This window comes from Microbispora sp. H10885 (genome assembly GCF_014161415.1).
In the GTDB taxonomy this organism is placed as follows: Bacteria; Actinomycetota; Actinomycetes; order Streptosporangiales; family Streptosporangiaceae; genus Microbispora; species Microbispora triticiradicis.
The window spans coordinates 167,784-190,522 of the sequence record NZ_JABBWY010000003.1 but is presented as its reverse complement, the minus strand read 5'-3'; the positions used below and the strand labels follow the sequence as shown (position 1 = coordinate 190,522).

Genomic DNA, 22,739 nt, shown 5'->3' with positions numbered 1-22,739 from the left:
GGTTCGTGCCGGGCCGGACGTGGTCAGGCGGGCGGCGCGATCTGGGTCCGCGAGCGGACGCCGAGCTTGCGCAGCACGGTGGCGACGTGGGTCTCCACCGTGCGCGTCGACAGGAAGAGCACATCGGCGATCTCCCGGTTGGTCCGGCCGAGCGCGACGAGCCGGGCCACCTCCTTCTCCCGCTGCGACAGCCCGCCGGCCTTCCTCCCCCGCCCGCCCGGCAGCCGGACCTCCACGCCGATCTCGCGCAGCAGCCGCCGGCAGCGGGCGGCGTCGTGCGTCGCGCCGAGGCGGGCGTACCGCTCGGCCGTCTCCCTGAGTGCGGGGGTGGCGGCTCCGTCCCCGAGGGCGAGCCGGGCCCGCGCCTCGCCCTCCGCCGCCCGCGCCGCGGCGTACGGCTGGGGCAGGACCCCGTACGCCCGGCGGGCCCGGGCGAACAGGCCGGCGGCGTCGGCGTGCCGGCCCTCCGCGGACGCGAGCGCGGCCAGCGCGGCGTCGAGCGCGGCGTGCGCGGCGGGGGCGACCCGGCCCGCGACTCCTCCGGCGTACTCGGTCGCCAGGTCGTGCGCCGCACGCAGCCGGCCGGCCGCGGCGAACGCGGTCACGGCGGACGGCACCAGCGTCGCGCCCCACACCCACACGCCTTTGCGGCGCAGCCGGACGACCGCCCGCTCGGCCTCCGTCACCGCGGCGTCCACCCTGCCGCGGGCGAGGTGCAGCTCGACGAGGCCACCGGCGGCGGCCGCCACGACCGGGGCGTGCCGCGACTCCGGCGCGTCCAGCCCCGCGTTGTGGAAGTGCTTGAGTGCCTCCTCCCACTCGCCCGTCGCCAGGGCGAGCAGGCCGAGCACCAGCCAGAGGTCCACCGCGATCAGCGGGGTCTCGGTCGCCAGCTCCCCCAGGGACGCCGCCCGGTCGCGGAGCCCGTCCCAGCGTCCGGTGAGCCACTCCCTGCGGATCGTGGAGGCCTCGACGAGATAGGCGGGATACTGCGCGCCGGTCTCCAGCGCGAGCCGCCGGCCCTCCCGGGCGAACCGCTCGGCCGCACCGTAGAGCCCCAGCGTGGTCGCCGAGTCGTGCAGGTTGCAGAACGCCCGGGCGGCCTCCCGCCGCACCTCCGTGACGGGGTCGGCGACCGGAAGCCGGGCGGCGACGGCGAAGGCGTCGGCGGACCCGATCGTCATCTCGAAGGAGGCCCGGTTGGCCAGCACCGCCGCCGCGAGCTCCGGGTTGTCGGCGGCGGCGACGAGCGCCTCGGCGCGGGCCATCCATCCCGCGTGCTCCGACACCGGTTCGTCACCCCACTCCGGCATCGCCAGGCTGGCCCAGCCGCGCGCCGCCAGCGTCGGGCGGTCGCTCAGCTCGGCGAGGGCGGCCGTCATCTCCGGCCGACCGGCGGCGACGTCGCCGGCCTGGTTGGACAGCACCAGGCCGAGGTTCAGGCGCACCTCGCCGCGTACGTCGCCGGACAGGAACTCGCCGCGCAGCAGGTGACGGAGCAGCCGTACCACCCGCTGGTGCGACAGGCCGGTCGCGGCGAGCCGGCTCAGCATGAGGGCGAGCGGGCCGCGGGCCGGGGCGGGCAGGCCGGGATCGTCGAGCATCCCCTCGATGACCTCCACGGCCAGGGCGGTGTCACCGAGCGCGGCGGCCTGCCGGGCGGCGGCCGTGCCGTGGCCGATCCAGGCCGCGGTGTCCCCGGCGTGCCTGGCGTGGAACGCGAGCTGCACCAGCGGCGGCGACTCCATCGCCCCGAGCGCGGTCATCGCCCGGTCGTGCGCCGACCTGCGGTCCGGGCCGGGAACGGCGTCGTAGACGGCCTGCTGGGCCAGCGCGTGGCGGAAGCCGTACCGGCCGCCGGGGTGCTCGTGCAACACTCCGGCGCGCAGCGCCTCGCCCAGCCCGGCGGAATCGCCGCTCACCGCCGCGATCAGATGCTCGTCCGCGGGGAGCCCCAGCACCGCCGCCGCCTGCACCGCGCCCACCGCCGCCGGGGACAGGCAGGCCATCCGCTCCGCCATGGCCTCACGCAGCAGCAGCGGCACACCGGCACGTTCCAGGGCGTCGGGCTCCTCGACGCCGGGCAGCGACCGGACCATCTCCTCCACCACGAACGGGATGCCGGCCGTGCGCTCGTACAGCCGCGCGACGAACCCGGCCGGCAGGTCGGAGCGCTCCAGCAGCGCGCCGGCCAGGCTGCCCACGCCGGACACGTCCAGCGGGGTCAGCCGGACCGTCAGGTGCGCGGTGTCGGGCTGGTGCCGGTAGGCGAGGCCGAGCGGCGGCCCGGGCGGGCCGCCCTCCTCGCGCCTGCGGGTCACCACGATCGCGAGACCCTCTGGCGGCTGGCCGCTCAGGAACCGCAGCAGGTCGCGGGTGCCGTCGTCGGCCCAGTGCAGGTCCTCGATCACCAGCACGGCCGGTCCGACGGCCGTCAGCAGGGCGCGTATCCCCCGGAACACCCGGTGCCGTTCGGCCCGCGGATCGTTCAGCGGCTGCGGCGACGGCGGCAGCGCGCCGGCCAGCTCGGGCAGGTGCCCGCGCAGCGCCCCGGTGACCGGGTTGAGCCGGTGCGCCGCCGGGAGCCGTCCCCTGATGTCCCGCAGCGCCTCGAAGACCGGCCCGTACGGGAAGGGCTCGCGGATCTGGTGGCAGTAGCCGAGCAGGACGGCGCGGTCGCCGCGCGGGAGCCGGTCCAGCGCGGCGCGGACGAGCCGGGTCTTGCCGATGCCCGCCTCGCCCTCCACCAGGACCACCGCGGGCGGGCGGGCCATCGCGTCGATCAGGGTCGCCAGCTCGGGTGCGCGCCCGACCAGCGGGGACGAGGGCACGATGCTCATGCACGGCTCCAAGGTGACGGTTGCGAGGCCCCCGAGCCAGTTATCCCCGCCCCTTGACCCATGGTCAAGCCTTGTACGTAACAGCCTTGTTGCGGAAGCGGTCATATCCCGCGCAGCGGTGTCACACCGGCGGGCGGGCCCGCCGGTGACGGCGAGCCTCGGGCTACCTCCGCCGGGAGCGGTCGGCGGCGTCGAGCGCGGCGGCCTCCTCGGGGGTGGGGGCGGTGCCGCCGAGATGGGCCGGCTGCCACCACACGCCCTCCGGCCGGTCGGGATAGGTCCGCTGGGCCTCGTCGAGCAGGTCCGCCATCCGCCGCCGCAGGTCCGCGGTGAGCCCGGCGATGTCGTCGCCGATGCCGGGGTGCAGGGGCTCGCCGACCAGGATCGTGATCGGGACGTGCCGCTGCAGCAGCCGGCGGGGCCGCCCCTTGGTCCACAGCCGCTGGCCGCCCCACAGGGCGACCGGGATCACCGGCACACCGGCCTCGGCCGCCATCCGGATCGGGCCGCTCTTGATCTCCTTGAGCGTGAACGACCGGCTGATCGTCGCCTCGGCGAAGTTGCCGACGATCTCGCCGTCCTTCAGGGCGCGTACGGCGGCGTCGTAGGCGCCCGCGCCGGCCGACCGGTCCACCGGGATGTGGTGCATGCCGCGCATCAGCGGACCCGACACGGGGTGCTCGAAGACCTCCTTCTTCGCCATGAACCGGACCAGCCGCCCGGCGGGGTGGGCCGCGAAGCCGGCGAAGACGAAGTCGAGGTAGCTGACGTGGTTGCTCACCAGGACCGCGCCGCCGCCGCGAGGGATCCGCTCCGTGCCCTCCATGTGAAACCTGAGGTCGAGCAGTCTGAAGGCGGTCAGGGCGGTCCGCAGAACCGGCGGGTACACGATCTCGGCCATGCCTGAAACCGTAACCTACTCACGCGTAACTTCTACGGCCGCCCGTTCTCCTCGGACGTGTCACGCGGGACCGCGCCTCAGTGCCCGCGGAACGCCTCCTCCAGCCACCACGCGGGGGTGTCGGCGGTGACCTTCGCGTGGACGACGAGCGGCTTGTCGCGCGGGCCCTTCAGCCAGGCGGCGACGCCGGCCAGGTCCTCCTCCGTCCGCACGGTCACCGCCTCGCACCCGAAGCCCCGGCCGATCCCGGCGATGTCCACGGGCGGGAAGGTGACGACGCCGAGCGGGAGCCCGTGCGGGGCGAAGTGGTGCACCTCCGCGCCGTACTCCTCGTCGTCGTAGACGACGATCATCATCGGCAGGCCGAGCCGTACGACCGTCTCCAGTTCGGCGATGCCCATCAGGGCGCCGCCGTCGCCCAGCGCGGCGACCGTCACGCGGTCGGGCCGCGCGAGGGCCGCCCCGATCGCGGTGGCGAGGCCCAGCCCGATCGACTGGAACGCCTGCGTGAAGCAGAACGCGCTGCCGTCGGGCACGGTGAGGAACATCGAGGGATAGCCCATGAAGTTGCCCGAGTCGACGGCCACCAGGCGCTCCTCCGGGAGCAGGTCGTCGAGCCCGATCGTCAGCGTGCGGGGGTCGATGCGCCCCCCCGCGCTGGTGTCCTCGTACGGGACATCGCGCCAGCGCCCTTCCCGGGCGATCCGTGCGGCGATCTCGGGGGTGCGGTAGCCGGTCGCGGGCTCACCGCGGCCCCCGGGCCCGGCGAGCAGGGCGCCGACCGCCCGCGCGGTCTCGCGGACGTCGCCGACGACGCCGAGGTCCACCTCGCGGTGCACGCCGAGGGCGTCGGGGTCGAGGTCGACCTGGACCACCTTGGCCTCCGGCCCGATGAGCGTGCCGTGCCGGGTGGTCCACATGGTGAACGAGCACCCCCAGCCGACGACGAGGTCGGCCTCACGGATCAGCTCGGCCGCGAGCGGGGTGGCGAACCCGCCGCTCACGTCGAGATCCCAGGGGCTGCCGTGGAAGTGGCCCTTGGCGACCGCCGAGGTGGCGAACAGCGCGCCGACGTGCTCGCCGAGCGCCTCCAGTTCGCGGCGGGCGCCCCGCGCGCCCCGCCCGGCCACGAAGACCGGGCGGCTCGCCCCGGCCAGCAGCCGCGCGAACCGGGTGAGCGCGTCGGACGGCTCCGCCGCGAGCCCCTCGGGCTCCCCCTCCTCCGCCTCCGCGGCCGCCTCGGCGGGCGGCTCCAGGGGGAACGTGAGCCCCCAGGGCGCGGGGACGCGGCTCGCCACGCCGCGGTGCGCGCCGCCCCGGCCCGCCACCAGTTCGCGTACGGACCCGGCGACCTCCTCGGGAAGCTCCTCGGCCTGCACGCCCAGCGGCAGGTTGAGCACCACGGTGCGCCGCCCGAGCAGGGCGGCGAGGAAGGCCATCACGGTGTCGTCCACGACCGTCTCGGCCGACCCGATCCGGGCGCAGTGCGCGCCCACGGCCTCGGCGAGCGCGGTCTGGTCGATCCGGAAGTTGGAGGTGGGCGAGGTCACCTCCGGGGCGAGCACCAGCAGCGGCGTCCGGCTCTTGGCCGCCTCGGTGACGCCGGTCAGCGCGTTGGTCAGGCCGGGCCCCTGGTGGACCGACACGACCGTGACCGTGCCGCTCATCCGCGCGTACGCGTCGGCCATCGTGGCGGCGCCGCACTCGTGCCGCGCCGCGACGTACCGCACGCCGTGCTCGGCGAGCGCGTTGGTGACGTGGAAGTTGCCGCTGCCGACGACGCCGAAGGCCGCCCTCACGCCGAGGGAGGCGAGGACCGCGCCGACGGCCTCCGCGACGTTCACCGCTCCACCAGCGCCAGCACGCGGACCGGGCTGCCCGAGCCGCCGACGATCGGCAGCGGGCCCGCGATCACCACCGCGCCGACCGGCGGCAGCCGGTCGAGGTTGCGCAGCTGGGTCAGGCCGTACTTGCCCGCGCCGAGCAGGTACGAGTGGCAGGGGAACGCGGGGTCGAAGGAGTGCGCGGCGCCCGCGTCGGTGCCCACGGTCTCCACGCCGATGCCCGCGATCGGCGTCTCCTCGGCGAGGAACCGGGCGCAGTCGGCCGACATGCCGGGCGTGTGCGGGCCCGTCTCGTCGGCGTTGAGGAACTCCCCCTGGTCGTGGGCGCGTACGTCCCAGCCGGTGCGGTAGAGCAGCCATCCGCCGTCGGGCAGCGGGCCGTGCTCGGACTCCCACGCCTTGACGTGGTCGATCTCCAGCAGGAAGTCGGGGTTCTCCGCCGACTGAGCGCTGAAGTCCAGCACGACCGCGGGGGCGATCAGCCGGGCGGGGGCGACCTGCGACACGTCCTCGCCGTCACGCCCGGTCACCCAGTGGACCGGGGCGTCGAAGTGCGTGCCGGTGTGCTCGCCGGTCGTGAAGTTGTTCCAGTACCAGGCCGGGCCGCGGTCGTCGTACCGGCTGATCTCCTGGAGCGTGAACGGCACCGTCTGGCCGAACGGCTCCGGCAGGGCGAGGATCGGTGTCCGCTCGCTCAACGGCGCGGTGAGGTCCAGGACGTCGATCCCCCCTCCCCGGATGCCGTCCACCAGATCCCGCAACACCGACATTCCGCCTCCCCAACAGTCAGGACACCCCCTGCCGATCCTCCTACACCGCCACCCCCGAACGCCATATGACGCTCTTTACACAAGCGGAGCCGTACGGACGACGGCCCTTGACGCGGCCGGTCCGCGCGGACGAAGGTCGAGGACGGGCCGATCAGGCCTGCGGCGGCGCGAGGAAGCGCGTGGAGGAACGAGGGAGACGTCTGTGAAGAAGCTGATCAACAGCGCCGGCTCGCTCGTCTCCGACGCGCTGCGCGGCATGGCCGCGGCCCACCCCTCACTCCGTGTGGACCTGGAGAACGCCGTCGTCTTCCGCGCGGAGGGCCCCCGTCCCGGCAAGGTCGGGCTGGTCTCCGGCGGCGGCTCAGGGCACGAGCCCCTGCACGCCGGGTTCGTCGGGCACGGCATGCTCGACGCGGCCTGTCCCGGGGAGGTCTTCACCTCGCCCGTGCCCGACCAGCTCGTCGAGGCCACCAAGGGCGTGGACGGCGGGGCGGGCGTGCTGCACATCGTGAAGAACTACACCGGCGACGTGCTGAACTTCGAGATGGCCGCCGAGCTCAGCGGCGACGAGGGCGTCGAGGTCGCCACCGTGCTGGTGAACGACGACGTGGCCGTGCGCGACTCCCTCTACACGGCGGGCCGCCGGGGCACCGGCGCCACGCTGTTCGTGGAGAAGATCGCCGGTGCGCTGGCGGAGACCGGCGCGCCCCTCGCCGAGGTGGCGCGGGTGGCCCGGGAGGTCAACGAGCGGAGCCGGTCCTTCGGCGTGGCGCTGACGCCCTGCACCGTGCCGGCGGCGGGCAAGCCCACCTTCGAGCTCGGCGAGACGGAGATCGAGCTCGGCATCGGCATCCACGGCGAGCCCGGCCGCGCCCGCGCCGCGATGGGCGAGGCCCGGGAGATCGCCCGCATCGCCGTGGACGCGATCGCCGACGACCTGCCGCCGTCCGGCGAGACGCTGGTGATGGTCAACGGCATGGGCGGGACGCCGCTCATCGAGCTGTACGTCGTCTTCGCCGAGGTGGAGGCGTACCTTCGGGAGAAGGGCGCGACGGTCGTGCGCAGCCTGGTCGGCAACTACGTGACCAGCCTCGACATGCAGGGCTTCATGGTGACGACCTGCGCGCTGACCGGCGAGCTCACCCGGCTGTGGGACGCGCCGGTGGAGACGCCCGCGCTGCGCTGGGGCCGCTGACCGCCGCCCGGCCGGGAGGTGTGCCCCGGAACACGCCTTCAGCTCGGTCCCGAGATCCCCTCTGAGATCCGCCCTGAGATCCGTCCCGAGATCCGCCCTGGGAGCCGCTTCGTGAACACCGAGTTCTTCGCCGCCTGGATCGAGGAGATCACTTCCGCCGTACGGGCCGGGCGCGACCACCTCACCGAGCTGGACGCCGCGATCGGCGACGCCGACCACGGGACGAACCTCGACCGCGGGTTCACCGCGGTCGGTGAGGCGCTGGCCGCCGCCCCGCCGGGGACTCCCGGCGCGCTCCTCGTGCTGACGGGCACCACCCTGATCCGCAAGGTGGGCGGCGCCTCCGGCCCCCTCTACGGCACCGCCTTCCGGGAGATGGGCAAGGCGTTCGGCGAGGCCACCGAGATCTCGCCGGCCGAGCTGAGCGCGGGCGTGGACGCGGCCCTGGCCGGCGTACGGCGCCTCGGCTCGGCGGCGGAGGGCGACAAGACGATGGTCGACGCCCTCGCCCCCGCCGCCGCGGCGCTGTCCCGGGCCGTACGGGACGGACTGAAGCCGGAGGAGGCCCTGGAGGCGGCGGCCACGGCGGCGGCGGAGGGGGCGAGGGCCACGGTGCCGCTGCAGGCGCGCAAGGGCAGGGCGAGCTACCTGGGACAACGCAGCGTCGGGCACGAGGACCCGGGCGCGGCCTCGACCGCTCTCGTCTTCGGCGCGCTCAGGGCCGCCGCCTCCCGATGACCGGGAGGTGGGCGCGGCGTTTCCGGGGAGGGCGTGGCGCGCCCGGCTCACGTTCCGATCACGCAGCACGGCAGGAGTGACGAATGGTCGGCATCGTACTGATCTCGCACAGTGGCGGCCTGGCCGCGGAGACGGCCGCGCTGGCCAGGCAGATCGGCGGGGCGAAGGTGCCACTGGCGGCGGCCGGGGGCACCGAGGACGGCGGTCTCGGCACCAGCCCCGACCGGGTGAGCGCGGCGGTCGAGGAGGTGGACCAGGGGGACGGTGTCGTGCTGATCCCCGACCTGGGCAGCTCGGTGCTGACCGCCCGGCTGCTGGAGAGCCCCGGCCGGGTGGTGATCGCCGATGTGCCGTTCGTGGAGGGCGCCGTCTCCGCGGTCGTGGCCGCGGGCGGCGGAGCGTCTCTCGACGGCGTGCTGGCCGCCGCCGAGGAGGCATGGCACTTCCGCAAGCTCTGAGCCTCCGGCCCGGGCCCGCGCTCGGCGGCTGACCGGCCACCGCCGCTCCCGCCGACGGTGCGAGGGCCCTTTCGGCCGCTCCGGGAGGTCGCGGATCTCGCCGGTCTCCGGCGGCCTCAGCGACTCCGCGTGCGCCGGGTGCGGGGCACGCCGGCGTGCTCGTCGCGCCGGATCTCCTCCAGATACGTCCGCATGAGGTCGCCCGCGCGGGTGAACCAGTCGGACAGCACGGCGATCTCGCCGGGCGTGTAGCCGGCGAACAGCTCGTTGAGCCTCCGGTAGAAGGGTTCGTACACGGCCGTCACCGTGACGACCGCGGCCGGGTTGGCGACGACCCGCACCCGCCGCCGGTCCGCCGGGTCCGCCTCCCGATGCGCGTACCCGGCCCGTTCGAGGCGGTTCAGCACGCCGGTCACCGCGCCCGTGGTGAGACCGGCCTGCCGGGCGAGCGCGCCCGCGCTGATCGGGTCGTCCCCCGCCGCCAGGACGAAGCCGAGACAGGTCAGGTCGGTGACGTTCAGCCCGAGCCGCTGGGCGATGTCCTGCTGCCCGACCAGACTGAGCGCGATCAGCTGGTCCATGCCGGCGAGGGCCTGCTCGTGCGTCGCCTCCGGGCGCGGCTTGCCCTCCATCGGCAGTCTCCTTAGTATCTAAGATGTTTAGTAGGTAAGATACTTCTTCCCCGCATCGAGGAGAATCATGAGCGGCCTGCACGACGACGTCGATCTCGGGCACACGATCGCGGGCTGGACCGGCTGCGCCGTCGTGCTGGCTGGCTGCACGACGGTGGGGGTGGCGATGTGCGCGGCCTGGCCGCTCGGCATCCGCCTCGGCCTCGCCGTGATCGTCCTGGGTGGTCTGGTCACCTGGGCGCTGCACCTCGCGGGGTGGGGCAAGCCCAGTGGCCCCCGGCCTCCGGAGCAGTGGGACTGGCGGGTGAAGGACCCGATGACGGGCCACGACCGCTGCCTCGCGTGCCGTCTCGCGGGCAGCCCGAGCGCCCCGGCGACCAGCCCGGAGATCAGCCCGGTGCACCGGTCCGCGTACGGCGCCGAAGTCCTACGCGGGAGCGGGAGCGGAATCGGCCGGGAGTCCGCCACCGGCGGTGCCGTGGCCCCCGGTGCCGCCGTCCCCGGCCGGGTGCGAGTCCCGTCGTCCGACGCCGTCCCGGTCGCGGTGGAGGTCACGCGCGCGCCCGTGACCGTGCCGCCACGGCGATGACGACCAGCCCGGCGCCGGGCGTCCGGGGCCGGTGGCGGCGCGGCCTCTCCTCCCCGGGGATCCATCGAGTCATGTTCTGATCTTCGCTTGCCCGAGTCCACCGGCCATCAGGAGCACGACGACGGGCAGGACAACGGCCGGCACCACGATGGAGATCGTCTGGACCGCCGCTCCGGCGGCACTCAAGTGGTGCAGGTGGAGGCCGTGAAACGCCGACCTGGGCGGTGTTCGGCTGGTCCGGGTCGCGGCCGCTGACGAGGGGCGGGCGACCGCGCGGATATTCGGTGGCCCCCGGAGTCCACATGGCCGAGGATGCTGTGGTGACCACCTCTGACGCGGGCGAACCCCTTCTCACGCGCTGGACGAAGTCGACCGTGTACCGCGACATGTGGGTCGACCCGGACGACGACCCGCGCGAAACCGATGTCGCGGCGATCGACGAACGAGGCGTACTGCTCGACTATCTGCGCCACTACCGCCTGACCATGGAAATGAAATGCGCGGGCCTGGATGCCGAACAGCTTGCCCAGCGGTCCGTACCACCGTCCACGATGTCCCTGCTCGGGCTGGTGCGGCACCTGACCGAGGGGGAGAGACACCTGCGCCGGGTCATGGCCGGCGAGGACGCGCCGCACCTGTACCGCACCGACGAGGACCGCGACGGCGACTGGAACGGCGCGATCGCCGACCCGGCGGTCGTGGAGGACGCCTGGCGGCAGTGGCGCACCGAGGTGGAGCGCACCGACCAGTTCGTGGCCGGAGTCGCCGACCTCGGCACCTGGAACGCCGGCGTCTCCGACCTCGGCCCAGACGGGGCTGACCTGCAGCTTCGCGACATCCTGGTGGCGCACATCGTGGAGTACGCGCGGCACTGCGGCCACGCCGACCTCCTGCGCGAGCGCATCGACGGCCGCGTCGGCCAATAACCGATGAGCGCCCGAGCCACGGCACGCGCAGCGGTCAATTCGTAGAGTGCCCGCAACGATCACGCGTCGGGCCCCCACTTCCACGGGAAGTGCTCGTCCGTCGCTCTGGCCTGCGGTAACTGTGATGACCACCTCGATGACCTGGAATGGTCGTCGCAGTGGCGCTCGGTGTTTCAGAGATCTTGCATGCTCCGGCGGAACAGCGACGGAACAGCTGGCGGACTGGACGACGGGTCCTTGTCATCGATGCCGCACCGCTTAACCACCGGAGGGTGACATATTCGTAGAAGCCAATCGGGAAGGGAGCCTCGCGTCCATACAGCTCGTTGAACGACGCGACGGTCCCCTCTCGGAGGTGCGCATGGACGGCACGGTTTGGGTCGCGGTTCTTACCGGCGCGACGGCGGTTATCGCGAGCTGGGTCACCAGCCACGGCAACCGCCGAGCTGCCACGGCCCAGGAGGAGCTGTCGGCGCGCGCGCAGTTTGTGCGGGAGCAGCGAGAGGCACGCAAGGCGGCGTATCTGGAATTCATGCGTCAGGCGGGCGTCACTGAGGAACTTTACTTCCGCCTAGATGGCATCCTGTTCCCGTCGGGCGGGAACGATCAAGCAGACGTCGACGCGCATATCAAACGGACCAGAGACGCGCTGAGGAACGCTTTCGAACCGCTCAAGCACGGGACTCGCGTAGTCGTCCTGGAGGGACCCGCAGGTGTCGCCGAGTGTGCGGAGGCTGTGCTCCAGGCCGCCTTCTCAGGCAACCGCTGTCTCTACGAACTGGCCAACGGCCGAGACGAAGGGCGCGCCCGCTTCGAGGAGGCTCGGGACGCGTACCGTAAGTGCGTTCGGGACTTCGCCGCCGCCGCGAGCGTCAGTATGGACCGCCATATCTGACGTGACGGCTGCGGCAAGCGCACTGTGGCGAGCTGCGCTCATACGAGGGCGCTGAACGGTAGTCACTCAACGAGCAGAACACCGGTCCCGCGATACAGTCGCGGAATACCTCGGACACGCCAACCCGGGTTTCACGCTCCGGACGTACACCCACCTCATGCCGAACGCAGCAGATCGAGCGCTCAAGGCTATGGACGCGTTCTTCACCCAGGAGCAGACCAGGCCGAGTGCCCTGGTTGTGCCCTAGCGGAGATCAACAGGGCGTTTACGCCGGCAGATGAGAGATGCCCTTACTTCCACTGGAAGTAGACGAACAGACGGCCGTGGTTCTTGGCGTCCTTGTCGATCCGGTGGTAGAGCGCCTTGATCTCCTTCTGCTCCAGGAAGCGCAGCACCTTCTTCTTGAGCTGGCCGGACCCCTTGCCGGGGATGATCTCCACCTGGGTCGCCTTCTTGCGTACGGCCTCCTGGATGATGCCGTGCAGCGCCCGGTCGATCTCGCTGCCCTTGTTGTAGATGTCGTGGAGGTCCAGCTTCAGCTTCACACGAGCCAGTCTAGATCGCCGTACGCGCGGCGGCACGGGGCGAGGCGGCCGAGGGCGGCCCCGCCCCGCGGGGGGCCGTCAGCCGTTGATGTAGCCGACCAGGGCCTCCCGTTCGCTCTCCAGTTCCTGGATCGAGCTCTTGACCACGTCGCCGATGCTGACGATGCCCGCCAGGCGGCCGTCGCGGACCACCGGCACGTGCCGGATCCGGTGGTTGGTCATCGTGCGGCGCAGGTCGTCCACGTTGGCGTCCGGGCCGCAGGTGCGCACCTCCGAGGTCATGATCGACGAGACGGGCCGGCCGAGCAGCGCGGCCCCGTCCTCGTGCAGCCGCCGGACGACGTCGCGTTCCGACACGATGCCGTCGATGGACAGGCCATCCTCCGACACCACCACCGCACCGATGTTCAGCTCCGCCAGCCGGGCGAGAAGCTCTGACACCGTGGCGTGCGGTGGAACGGTCGCCACGCCTGTTCCCTTACTCTGCAAGATCGTCCCGATGAGCATCGACACCGCCTTCCCAGGGGCACCCGGGGGACTCGTCCCCGTCTTTCCCGCGCCGGCCGCCCGGCGCGGCGCATCCTGTTTCCCCAGGCAACAGCGACCGTCTTCCCTCGTCAAGGGCCTACGCCCCTACGATGGTCAAATATCGCCGCCACCTGGAGATGATCGATGACGGACAAGCAGCTCAACACGGGAAGTCACGATCTCCCGATCCCGGCGGCGCTCGCGGAGTTCATGCGGGGCGGCTGGGCCGGCGCCGCGGAGACCGCGCCGGCGCCGCTGCCCGTCGCCGCGTACGCCGCCAAGCGGCGGGCCCGGCTCGCCGAACGCCTGCCCGGCGAGCGGCTGGTCATCCCCTCCGGCACCCTGGTCGCGCGCAGCAACGACGACGACCACCGGTTCCGGGCGCACAGCGCGTTCGCCTACCTGACGGGAGCTCAGCAGCCCGACGAGGTCCTCGTCATCGAGCCGTCCGGCGAGGCGCGGCTCTTCCTGCGCCCCCGCCCGTCCCGCGCCGATTCGCAGGAGTTCTACCGCGACCGGCGGTACGGCGAGTTCTGGGTGGGCCGCCGGCCCGGTCTCGCCGAGACCGAGGCGGCGTACCAGATCGAGTGCGCGCCCATCGACAGCCTGCCGGCGGCGCTGCGCGGCCCGGCCCGGGTGCTGCGCGGGGTGGACGCCTCGGTCGACGCGCTGGTCTCCCCTGCGGACGGCGACGCCGAACTGGCCGCGGTCCTGGCGGAGCTGCGGCTGGTCAAGGACGAGTGGGAGATCGCGGAGCTGCAGCAGGCGGTGGACGCGACCGTGCGCGGGTTCGAGGACGTCGTGCGCGCGCTGCCCGCGGCGATCGCGCATCCACGCGGCGAGCGGTACGTCGAGGGCGTCTTCGGGCTGCGCTCGCGTCTGGAGGGCAACGCGGTGGGCTACCAGTCCATCGTGGCCTCCGGGGCGCACGCCTGTGTGCTGCACTGGATCCGCAACGACGGCCGGCTCGACCCCGCGGAGACGCTGCTGCTGGACGCCGGGGTCGAGGGCGACAACCTCTACACGGCTGACGTCACCCGCACGCTGCCGTTGTCGGGCCGGTTCGACCCGGTGCAGCGGCAGGTGTACGACCTGGTGTACGAGGCGCAGACGGCGGCCATCGCCGCGCTGCGCCCGGGGGCGCGCTTCCGCGACTTCCACGAGACCGCGATGCGGGTCATCTCCGACGGGCTGGTCGAATGGGGGCTGCTGACGCGGGCGCAGGCCGGGGCGGGGCTGCACCGGCGCTACACGTTGTGCAGCAGCGGCCACATGCTCGGCCTCGACGTGCACGACTGCGCGCGGGCGCGGGCGGAGACCTACCTCGACGGCGTGCTGGAGGAGGGCCAGGTGCTGACCGTCGAACCGGGCCTCTATCTCCAGCCCGACGACCTGACGCTGCCGCCCGAACTGCGCGGGATCGGCGTCCGCATCGAGGACGACCTGGTGATCACGGCCGGCGGAGCCCGGTTGATGTCGTCCGCGCTGCCGCGCCAGGCGGACGACATCGAGGAATGGATGTCCGCGCTCGCCGGGTGAGCGCGGGCGAGGCGCGGACAGGCGGCTCCGGCGGCCGGTTGAGGGCGGTCAGCGGCGGGTGAGCGCGGCGGGAACCGTCCGGAGCACCCAGTTCACTTGATCGTCACATCGCTGTCCTACAGTGACGGTGTGCGCCCTCCACTGGCCGTGGCCGGCCACACCGACGACGTGCTCGAACTGGCCGGCGGCACCCTGACCCCGGCCGAGCGCGAACGCGCCGAACGCTTCACCCGCAGCGGGGACCGCCGCGACTTCGTCGCCGCCCACCTGCTCGTACGGCACTGCGCCGCCGAACTGCTGGGCACCCGCGCGTGCATGCTGACCGTGGTGCAGCGCTGCGAGGAGTGCGGGCAGGCGCACGGGCGGCCCTGGCTGGCCGAGGCCCCCGAGGTGTCGATCAGCCTCGCGCACACCTCCGGATACGTCTGCGCGGTCGCCGGCTATGGCCGGGTCGGGGTGGACGCCGAGCACGTCACGGGTGGCCCGGCCGACGAGAACCTCGTGGCGCTCGCGCTCACCCCCGCCGAGGCGAAGCTGGTGGGCGACGACAACCGCGGCCTCATCCGCCAGTGGGTGCGCAAGGAGGCGCTGGTCAAGCGGGGCGAGCTGACACTCGGGCGGTTGCGCGAGGCGGACCTGTCGGCCCTGCCGCTGGTGGACGGGCTGACGGTGCCGCTGGAGTGGCAGGGCCGTCACTTCCTCGAGTGGACGGCCGGCACCGTGATCGCCTCGGCCGTCACCGACGAGCCCGCCAAGCTACACCTCCTCGGCGGCTGACCGGCCGGGTGTGGGGTCGAGGAACACCTGCTTGATCTCCGGGAAGCGCTCGGTGAGCCGTCGCTCTACCTGGTCGGCGGCGAGCTCCAGCCGCTCCCCCGTCGTCTCGTCCATGAAGTCGATCTTCGCGGCGACGAGGATCTGGCCGGGGCCCATCAGGACGGCGGCGAGCTCGACCACCCCCTCGACCTCCGGCTGCTCGGCCAGCACGTCCTTGATCTTCTCCTGCAGCGAGGCCGGAGGCGCCTGCCCGATCAGCAGCGACGCGTTGGTCCTGATCAGGGTCAGCGCCACCCAGAGCAGCAGCAGCCCGATGACGATCGACGCGGCGCCGTCCCACACGGCCGATCCGGTGAGCTGCGACAGCACCAGGCCGACGGCCGCCACCGCGATGCCGATCAGGGCGGCCGCGTCCTCCAGCACGACCGCCTTGAGCATGGTGTCGGAGGTGCGCTCCAGCAACCGGCCGGGGCTCACCCGCCAGCGCCGGGCCTCGCCGCGCAACTGGCGCAGGGCCCGCCAGAGGGAGACCGACTCGATCGCGAACGACACCGCGAGCACGATGTAGGAGACACCGATGTCGCCGAGGTCCTCGCCCCTGGTGATGGTCTGCCAGCCGTGCGTGAGCGAGAAGCCCGCCCCCACGACCAGGGTGAAGCAGGCGGCCACGATCGCCCACAGATAGGCGGCGCGGCCGTGCCCGAGAGGGTGACGGGCGTCGGCGGGCCGCTCGCCGTGCCGGATCGCGGCGAACAGCACGACCTCCGTGGCGGTGTCGGCGGCCGAGTGGGCGGCCTCCGACAGCATCGCCGAGGAGGAGCTGATCAGACCGGCCACGAGCTTGGCCAGCGCGATCGCGAGATTGGCCGCACCCGCTACCACCACGGTGCCCAGGCTCTCGCCGTTCTCGCCGTCAGGCATACCCGCTCCATCCGTTCACTTGATCTTATGCTGGTCGATATGGACCACCACCGCTGGCTGACCCCGCACGAGCAACGCGCCTGGCGGGCCCACCTGGCTGCGCACCGACTCCTCTTCCTCCAACTCGATCGAGAGCTCCAAGGGAGCGGCCTTTCGCTGAACGACTACGAGATCCTGGTCAACCTCTCCGAGAGCCCCGGCCGCCGCATGCGGATGAGCGAGCTCGCCGACGCGACCATCCAGTCGCGCAGCCGCCTGTCCCACCAGATCTCCCGGATGGAGGCGGCCGGTCTGGTCACCCGTGAAGAGTGCGAGGACGACCGGCGGGGCACCTTCGCCGTCCTGACCGATCAGGGGTGGGAGACGATAAGACGGGTGGCGCCGGACCACGTGGACAGCGTCCGGCGGCACTTCATCGACCTGATGACCCCGGAGCAGGTGTCCGAGCTGGAACAGATCTACGCGCCTGTCATCGACCATCTGCAGGGGGTCCGCGGCGTCCGGCGAACCGACTAGTGATGACGACGGGGTGGCGGGGGAAGCGCACCGGTCCCGAGTTCCCCTGACATGGTGCGTCAAACCGATTCCCGCGGGAACGCGTGCCACCCCCGCCCGCTCGCTACGATCCGGCTGTGCGAACAATCCTCGGGCTGGTCGTGGCCGGCCTCCTGCTCGTGACCGCCTGCGACGCGAAGAGCGAGACGGCCCTGCCGGACGGCCCCGCCCTGATGAAGCGGTCGGCCGAGGCGATGCGGGGGGTCAAGACGGTGGCCTTCACGATCGAGACGAAGGACAAGCCCGCCGTGCCCGTACGGCACGCCGAGGGCAGCCTCACCAAGGAGGGCGACGCCAAGGGCACCGTGCAGATCGAGATGCTGGGCCTGCAGGAGATCGACTTCGTGCTCGTCGGCGACACGGTCTACTTCAAGGGCCCGACCGGCGGCTACCAGACGATGACCCGGCAGCAGCTCGCGGCGATCTACGACCCCTCCGCCGTGCTCACCGGCGTGCCCGGCCTGCTGTCGGCGGCCCAGGACGTGCGGACGCAGGCGGAGGAGATGGTGGGTGACACCGCCGCCTACCGGGTGGCGGCCACCCTGCCGCAGGACGCGCTGGCCGCGCTGGTCCCCGGCGTCCAGCAGAAGGTCGCGGGCACGCTCTGGATCGACAAGGCCACCAACCGCCTGCTCAAGATCGACCTGCCGCTCGGCGGCGGCTCGGCCGCCGTCACCCTCGGGGACTACGACGCCCCCGTGACCATCACCCCGCCCAAGCCGTGACCGGCCCCGCCGACACCACCGTGCGGCGCCGGCGCCTGGCGCTGGCCGTCGGCGGCGCCGCCGTGCTGCTCGCCGCGCTCGACGCGTACGTCGTCGTGACCATCCTGGTGGACATCGCCTCCGACGTCGGCGTGCCGCTCAACCACCTGGAGAGGGCGACCCCGGTCGTGACCGGGTTCCTGCTCGGGTACGTCGCGGCGATGCCGCTGCTGGGCCGGCTGTCCGACCGGTACGGCAGGCGTGCGCTGATCCACGCGTGCCTGGCCGGGTTCGCCGCGGGCTCCCTCCTCACGGCCCTGGCGGCGAGCGTCCCGGCGCTGGTCGCGGGCCGTACGCTCCAGGGCGTCGCGGGCGGCGCGCTGCTGCCGATCACGATGGCTCTCATCGGCGACCTGTGGGACGAACGGGCCCGGCCCGTGGCGCTCGGCGCGGTGGGCGCGGCGCAGGAGCTCGGCAGCGTGCTCGGCCCGCTGTACGGCGCGGGCCTGGCCGCGCTCGCCGGATGGCGCGGCATTTTCTGGGTCAACCTCCCGCTCACGCTGATCGCCGCCGTCGCCGTGCAGGCGGCGGTGCCCGGCGGCCGGGAGCCGTACGGCGCGGATCACCCGCCACCAGGCGCGGCGCGCCCGCGTCGTTCGCCGGGCCTCGCGGAGGCGGGCGCCCCCGCGGGCACGGCGATCACCGGCGGGACGGACGCCGCCGCACGGCCGGACGCCTCGCCACCGGACGGCTCACCGGTGATCGCCGCACGGCCGAGCACCTCACCGGCGGATGCGTCGCGGGCGGACGCCTCGCGGCCGGATCTGGGCGGCGGAGCACTGCTGGCGCTGGCCCTCGGCCTGCTGGTCGCGGGACTGTACAACCCCTCCCCCGGCACGGCGGTGCTGCCGCCGTGGGGGCTGCCGTGCGTGGTCGCCGGGGTGGTGGCGGCCGTGCTGTTCGTGGTGTGGGAGATCCGCTCTCCGGTCCGGCTGCTCGACCTGACGGGCGTGCCCCGGAGGCCGCTGCTCGCCACGCTCGCGGTGAGCCTGCTCGCCGGGGCGGCGCTGCTGGTCACGCTGGTCGACGTGCAGCTCGTCGCGCAGACGCTGCTCGGCCTCGACGCGGTGGGGGGCGCGCTGGTGCTCACCCGGTTCCTCGCCGCGCTGGCGGTGGCGGCGTTCCTCGGCGGGTTCCTGGTGCGGCGGTTCGGTGAGCGGCCGGTGGCCGTGGCGGGCATGGCCCTGGCCGCGGCGGGCTACTGGATGATCTCCCGTTGGCCGCTCGACCTGGCCTCGGCCGGGGTGCGCACGGACGTCGACCTCGTGGTGGCCGGCCTCGGCCTCGGCGTGGTGATCGCCCCCGTCTCCTCCGCGGCGTTGCGCGTGGTCCCGGCGGCGCGGCACGGCGTCGTGTCGGCGGCGGTCGTGGTGGCCCGGATGATGGGCATGCTGCTGGGCGTCGCCGCGCTGTCGGCGTGGGGCTTCCACCGGTTCCAGTCGCTCACCGCGCATCTCGACACGCCGCTGCCGTTCGGTGTGGACGCGGCCGAGTACGCCCGCAGGCTCGCCGAATACACCGCGAAGGTCCGGGCGGCGCTGCACACGGAGTACGCCGAGATCTTCCTGATCACTTGCGGGCTGTGCCTGCTGGGCGCGGTCGCCGCCCTCGCCCTCCCCCGGCGTTCCGCGGACTGAGCCCGACGCCAAGCCCGACGTCACGCGCCGACGTCGCACGGCAGCGGGTCAGGAGGCGCCGAACCAGCCGGGCACGTCGAGCCGGAAGACGTCCGGGGGCGTCACCCTGCGCAGGTCGGCTTCCAGCTCCCTGAGCCGCTCCGGCCCGATGACCGCGGCCCAGCGGGCCCGCAGGTCGTCGAAGATGCGGGCCGAGCGGGTCAGCAGGTCGACGCCCGCCGGTGTGAGCCGCACGATCTTGCGGCGCGTGTCGCGGGCGTCCCGGGCACGCTCCACGTAGCCCAGGCGCTCCAGTGTGTCGATGGTCTTGCCCGCCGCCTGTTTGCTGACGCCCAGCGTGCGGCCGAGTTCCACGGCGGTCGTGCCCTCCGCGCCGATCGCCTGCATGACGAATCCGTGCATGGGCCGGGCGTGCGGGTGCCCCTGACGGGCCAGTTCCGCGTGCAGGTCGTCGATGAGCACGCGAAATCCCAGGAAGAGCCGCAGCGGTAGCTCGAATCCGGGCGGGTCGATTGACACGATAGACAACCTGGTTCACTATAAGGACAACGACGTTGTCTATTCTAGGAGGCACCACCGATGTCTGTCATCCATTCCGCCGACAGCCGCCGGAGCACCACGCCGAACGGCGTCATGACCACCCTGGCCTCCCCGACGCAGGGAGGGGCGGCGCACGCCGTGTGGCGTGTGGACATGCCCGCGGGCAACAGCGGACCCCTGCACTCCTGCGACCGCGAGCAGGTGTGGACCTTCCTGTCCGGCGGCGCGACCGTCGACCTCGACGGCGAGACCTACGGCGTCGAGGCGGGAGACACCATCGTCCTGCCGGCCGACCTCAGCCGCAGGGTGCACAGCGACGCGGAGTCGGGCTTCAGCGCGATCGCCGTCGCCCCCGCGGGCGCCGAGGTCTACATCCCCGGCGGGGTCACCGCCGAGGACGCCTGCGACCTCGCGCCCAAGGGCACCGACCGGATCGTCCCGCCCTGGATGCGCTGACCGCCCCACTCCGCCCGATCTCGCCCCGCCCGATCTCGCCCCGCCCGATCTCGCCCCGCGCGACTTCCCGGCGGGGCGGGACGGGTGTCCCGGGCGCCCGGGACACCCGCGGGTCCACCATGGCCGCGTACCTTTCCGGCGCTCGCCGCCCCGCAGAACCCCCGGGGCTCCGCCCGTACCTCACAGGAGGCCCCACAATGCGCAAGGTGTTCTTCGGTCTCGCCGTCGTGCAGCTCGTCGCCGTGCTCGCCCAGTTCTACCTCGCCACGTTCGGCGCGTTCGAGACGCCGCATCCGGCGCCGGGCGACCCGGACGCCGCCATCGGCTACCACGCCATGAACGGCACGATGGTCATCCCGCTCGTCTCGCTGGTGGCCGCGATCGCGGCCCTCGCCGCCCGCGCGGGCGGCCGGACGGCGGGCCTGGCGATCCTTCCGTTCGTGCTGGTGGCCGTGCAGCTGTTCGTCATCTTCCCGCTGGCCGAGATCGCCGGGGCGACGGAGACCGCCACGACGACGGCCTCCCTGTTCGTCATGGGCTTCCACGCCCTCGACGGCGTGGCGATCCTCGCCGCGGCCGTCGTCCTCGTCCGGCGGGCCCACGCCCTGACGAAGAGCGACGCCGCGATCCCGGCGCACGCCGCGGCGTGACCACCGCTCGGCTGATCGCTCTCGATCAGATCCTTTTCGTCCTGGTCGCGGCCGCCTGGGCCGCGACCGCCGGGATCGCCCTGACCGGGCTGCGGCAACCCGCCGCGGCCGGTCGGCGGACCCGGCTGATCGCCGCGGCGTCGTGCGCCGCGGCGATCGTCGTGACCGCGCTCAGAGTCGCCGTCACCACCGGCCTGGCCGGAGCGGGCTGGTGGTTCGTGGCGGAGAAGGTCACCCTCGCACTGCCCCTGGTCGTCGTGCCCGCGCTCGTCTCGGCCGCCGTCAGCCTGCCCCGCCTGCTGCGCGGCCCGGCGATCGGCTCGTCGACCGGCTCGACCCGGATCGTCGCGTTCCCCCTGCTGGTCACCGCGTACGGCGCGGTGGCCGGGATCGCCTGCGCGGTCGTGATCTCCTATCCGGTCACGACCGGAGGGGCGGCGGCGGTGCTCGCGCTCTTCGCCGCGGCGTCCGCCGTGACGTGGCGGCTGCTCGGCCCGGCCCGCTCGCCACGGCACGGCTGGCAGGCCGCGGGAACCTGCGTGCTCGCCCTCGCTCTCGCCCTGACCATCGGCGGAGGGTGGCCGAGCGGCCACCTCCACCCGGGGCACGACGCGGGCGGGCGCGGCGTCTCCGTCGACCTGCTGCGTGGCCCCGCTCCCGCCGCGGCCGGCGGCCCGGCCGGGGCCAGGGAGCGGGTCCGCCGCTTCACGCTCACCGCCCAGCCCGCGACCGTACGGCTGCCGTCCGGCGGCGGCGCCGAGGCGTGGTCGTTCAACGGGCAGGTGCCGGGGCCGGTGCTGCGGGTGCGGCAGGGCGACCTGGTCGAGGTCGTCCTGCGCAACCGGCTGCCGGTGCAAAAAGGCACGGTGCAGGGAGGCACCGGGCAGGCCGGCAACGGGCAGGCGGGCAGCGGGCAGGGCGTCACGATCCACTGGCACGGGTACGACGTGCCGGCCGCCGAGGACGGCGTGCCCGGCGTGACCCAGGACGCGGTCTGGCCCGGCCAGTCCCACGTCTACCGCTTCCGCGCCGAGGACGCCGGCACGTACTGGTACCACAGCCACCAGAACTCCAGCGTCGCCGTGCCACGCGGGCTCTTCGGCCTGCTGGTCGTCGACCCGGCGGCCCCCGCGCCGGAGAGCGAGGACCACGTGCTCGCGCTGCACACCTTCGGCTCGCGCCCGACGCTGTCGGTGGACGGCGCCGCGCCGTCCGACCTGCTCACCCGCCTCACGCTCGCGCCCGGCGCCCGTACGCGGCTGCGGGTGGTGAACACCGACACCCGGCCCGTGGTCCTCGGCCTGAGCGGCGTGCCGTACCGGATCGCGGCGGTGGACGGCGGGGACGTGCCGGGGGCGACGGACCTCGACGGCGCCCGACTGCACCTCGCGGCGGGCGGGCGATACGACCTGACCTTCACCGTGCCCTCCGGGCCGGTGCTGCTGACGACGGGAGACCGGCCCGCGTTGCTGGTCAACGGACCGGCGACGCCTCCACCGGCGGCCGGGCCGATCGTCGACATCACCCGGTACGGCTCTCCCGCGGCCCTGCCCGCCCGGTTCGACCGGGAGACGACCTGGGTGCTGGACAAGACGCTCGCCGTCTCCGGAGGCCTGCCGCGGCTCGCCCAGACCGTGAACGGCAAGGCGTGGCCGAACATCCCCACGCCGGTCGTCCGGCAGGGACAGACCGTCAGGATCCGGGTGGTGAACCGGGGCACGGACACCCACCCGATGCACCCGCACGGCCATCACGTGCGGATCCTGTCCCGGAACGGCGTACCGGCGACCGGGCTGGCGATGGACACCTTCGACGTCGCCCCCGGCGAGGTCTGGGAGGTCGCCCTCGTGGCCGACAACCCCGGCGTGTGGATGTCCCACTGCCACGATCTCGCGCACGCCGCGCAGGGCATGGAGTTCCATCTCGCGTACGAGGGGGTCACCACGCCGTACGACATGACGGCCGGCAACCACCCGGCCTGACCGCGTCATCCCGGCCCGTGCCGTCCTGCCCCGCGCCGTCCCCGCTCCCGCCGTCCT

General features: G+C 73.5%; 23 protein-coding genes. 14 read left to right on the top strand and 9 right to left on the bottom strand.

Translation table 11 applies throughout. From position 1 onward, the window contains the following. Positions 1–23: 23 nt before the first annotated feature. From HHX37_RS09475 to HHX37_RS09460, 4 genes are all read right to left on the bottom strand, one after another. Positions 24–2,840: an ATP-binding protein gene (locus tag HHX37_RS09475; protein ID WP_182885157.1), complete on the bottom strand. Its 2,817-nt coding sequence runs from the start codon at positions 2,838–2,840 to the stop codon at positions 24–26. Between the two features lie 163 nt (positions 2,841–3,003). Then, a complete protein-coding gene (locus HHX37_RS09470; RefSeq protein WP_182885156.1) occupies positions 3,004–3,741 on the bottom strand; it encodes a lysophospholipid acyltransferase family protein in 738 nt (245 codons plus the stop codon). Positions 3,742–3,818: 77 nt separating this feature from the next. Continuing rightward, positions 3,819–5,585, bottom strand: coding sequence for a thiamine pyrophosphate-binding protein (locus HHX37_RS37655; RefSeq protein WP_182885155.1), 1,767 nt, complete (start codon positions 5,583–5,585; stop codon positions 3,819–3,821). Next, on the bottom strand, positions 5,582–6,355 hold the full coding sequence (locus HHX37_RS09460) for a cyclase family protein (protein ID WP_182885154.1): 774 nt from the start codon (positions 6,353–6,355) through the stop codon (positions 5,582–5,584). Before HHX37_RS09460 ends, HHX37_RS37655 begins: the two co-directional genes overlap by 4 nt. Positions 6,356–6,557: 202 nt before the next feature. On the opposite strand from HHX37_RS09460, the gene dhaK reads away from it, so the two are divergent. From dhaK to dhaM, 3 genes are all read left to right on the top strand, one after another. After that, positions 6,558–7,550 carry a dihydroxyacetone kinase subunit DhaK gene (gene dhaK, locus HHX37_RS09455; RefSeq protein ID WP_182885153.1) on the top strand — a complete coding sequence of 331 codons (993 nt, stop codon included), beginning with the start codon at positions 6,558–6,560 and terminating at the stop codon, positions 7,548–7,550. A 111-nt stretch (positions 7,551–7,661) separates the two neighbouring features. Continuing rightward, positions 7,662–8,288, top strand: coding sequence for a dihydroxyacetone kinase subunit DhaL (dhaL, locus tag HHX37_RS09450; RefSeq protein ID WP_182885152.1), 627 nt, complete (start codon positions 7,662–7,664; stop codon positions 8,286–8,288). A gap of 83 nt (positions 8,289–8,371) precedes the next feature. Next, positions 8,372–8,746 carry a dihydroxyacetone kinase phosphoryl donor subunit DhaM gene (dhaM, locus tag HHX37_RS09445; protein ID WP_138462380.1) on the top strand — a complete coding sequence of 125 codons (375 nt, stop codon included), beginning with the start codon at positions 8,372–8,374 and terminating at the stop codon, positions 8,744–8,746. A gap of 116 nt (positions 8,747–8,862) precedes the next feature. On the opposite strand, the gene HHX37_RS09440 is transcribed toward dhaM, so the two are convergent. Beyond that, positions 8,863–9,378, bottom strand: a complete 516-nt coding sequence (locus HHX37_RS09440; RefSeq protein WP_182885151.1) for a MarR family winged helix-turn-helix transcriptional regulator — start codon at positions 9,376–9,378, stop codon at positions 8,863–8,865. A 67-nt stretch (positions 9,379–9,445) separates the two neighbouring features. Between HHX37_RS09440 and HHX37_RS09435 the strand changes: the two genes are divergently transcribed. The 3 genes from HHX37_RS09435 (at position 9,446) to HHX37_RS09425 (ending at position 11,788) form a co-directional block, all read left to right on the top strand. Next, on the top strand, positions 9,446–9,967 hold the full coding sequence (locus tag HHX37_RS09435) for an HGxxPAAW family protein (protein WP_182885150.1): 522 nt from the start codon (positions 9,446–9,448) through the stop codon (positions 9,965–9,967). Positions 9,968–10,287: 320 nt separating this feature from the next. Further along, positions 10,288–10,893, top strand: coding sequence for a DinB family protein (locus HHX37_RS09430; RefSeq protein ID WP_208759174.1), 606 nt, complete (start codon positions 10,288–10,290; stop codon positions 10,891–10,893). A gap of 361 nt (positions 10,894–11,254) precedes the next feature. After that, entirely contained in the window at positions 11,255–11,788 is a 534-nt protein-coding gene (locus HHX37_RS09425; RefSeq protein ID WP_182878988.1) for a hypothetical protein, read from the top strand. A gap of 290 nt (positions 11,789–12,078) precedes the next feature. Here HHX37_RS09425 and HHX37_RS09420 read toward each other — a convergent pair whose 3' ends face one another. Next, positions 12,079–12,333: a Smr/MutS family protein gene (locus tag HHX37_RS09420; RefSeq protein ID WP_036321177.1), complete on the bottom strand. Its 255-nt coding sequence runs from the start codon at positions 12,331–12,333 to the stop codon at positions 12,079–12,081. Positions 12,334–12,411: 78 nt separating this feature from the next. Next, the gene (locus tag HHX37_RS09415; RefSeq protein WP_182878989.1) at positions 12,412–12,840 is read right to left on the bottom strand and encodes a CBS domain-containing protein; all 429 of its coding nucleotides are present in this window, start codon (positions 12,838–12,840) and stop codon (positions 12,412–12,414) included. Positions 12,841–13,005: 165 nt separating this feature from the next. Here HHX37_RS09415 and HHX37_RS09410 point away from each other — a divergent pair, with 165 nt between their 5' ends. Next, on the top strand, positions 13,006–14,400 hold the full coding sequence (locus HHX37_RS09410) for an aminopeptidase P family protein (RefSeq protein WP_182885149.1): 1,395 nt from the start codon (positions 13,006–13,008) through the stop codon (positions 14,398–14,400). Positions 14,401–14,529: 129 nt separating this feature from the next. Continuing rightward, positions 14,530–15,177, top strand: coding sequence for a 4'-phosphopantetheinyl transferase family protein (locus HHX37_RS09405; RefSeq protein ID WP_182877418.1), 648 nt, complete (start codon positions 14,530–14,532; stop codon positions 15,175–15,177). Here the strand turns inward: HHX37_RS09405 and HHX37_RS09400 are convergent. Continuing rightward, positions 15,157–16,098: a cation diffusion facilitator family transporter gene (locus tag HHX37_RS09400; RefSeq protein ID WP_117409031.1), complete on the bottom strand. Its 942-nt coding sequence runs from the start codon at positions 16,096–16,098 to the stop codon at positions 15,157–15,159. The two genes, HHX37_RS09405 and HHX37_RS09400, sit on opposite strands and share 21 nt — an antisense overlap. A gap of 39 nt (positions 16,099–16,137) precedes the next feature. Here HHX37_RS09400 and HHX37_RS09395 point away from each other — a divergent pair, with 39 nt between their 5' ends. From HHX37_RS09395 to HHX37_RS09385, 3 genes are all read left to right on the top strand, one after another. Beyond that, positions 16,138–16,614: a MarR family winged helix-turn-helix transcriptional regulator gene (locus tag HHX37_RS09395; protein WP_259402978.1), complete on the top strand. Its 477-nt coding sequence runs from the start codon at positions 16,138–16,140 to the stop codon at positions 16,612–16,614. 116 nt (positions 16,615–16,730) lie between these two features. Then, on the top strand, positions 16,731–17,378 hold the full coding sequence (locus tag HHX37_RS09390) for an LppX_LprAFG lipoprotein (RefSeq protein ID WP_182885148.1): 648 nt from the start codon (positions 16,731–16,733) through the stop codon (positions 17,376–17,378). Then, positions 17,375–19,054, top strand: coding sequence for an MFS transporter (locus tag HHX37_RS09385; protein WP_310740318.1), 1,680 nt, complete (start codon positions 17,375–17,377; stop codon positions 19,052–19,054). Before HHX37_RS09390 ends, HHX37_RS09385 begins: the two co-directional genes overlap by 4 nt. Positions 19,055–19,102: 48 nt before the next feature. Here the strand turns inward: HHX37_RS09385 and HHX37_RS09380 are convergent, their stop codons facing one another. Beyond that, positions 19,103–19,573, bottom strand: coding sequence for a MarR family winged helix-turn-helix transcriptional regulator (locus HHX37_RS09380; RefSeq protein WP_182885356.1), 471 nt, complete (start codon positions 19,571–19,573; stop codon positions 19,103–19,105). Positions 19,574–19,633: 60 nt separating this feature from the next. Between HHX37_RS09380 and HHX37_RS09375 the strand changes: the two genes are divergently transcribed. The 3 genes from HHX37_RS09375 to HHX37_RS37650 all read left to right on the top strand — a co-directional run bounded on the left by HHX37_RS09375 (position 19,634) and on the right by HHX37_RS37650 (position 22,682). Next, entirely contained in the window at positions 19,634–20,050 is a 417-nt protein-coding gene (locus tag HHX37_RS09375; protein ID WP_182885147.1) for a cupin domain-containing protein, read from the top strand. Positions 20,051–20,247: 197 nt separating this feature from the next. Next, positions 20,248–20,700 (top strand): DUF6220 domain-containing protein, encoded by a 453-nt coding sequence (locus HHX37_RS09370; protein ID WP_182885146.1) that lies wholly within the window; start codon positions 20,248–20,250, stop codon positions 20,698–20,700. Continuing rightward, on the top strand, positions 20,697–22,682 hold the full coding sequence (locus HHX37_RS37650; protein ID WP_182885145.1) for a multicopper oxidase family protein: 1,986 nt from the start codon (positions 20,697–20,699) through the stop codon (positions 22,680–22,682). Before HHX37_RS09370 ends, HHX37_RS37650 begins: the two co-directional genes overlap by 4 nt. Positions 22,683–22,739: the final 57 nt, after the last annotated feature.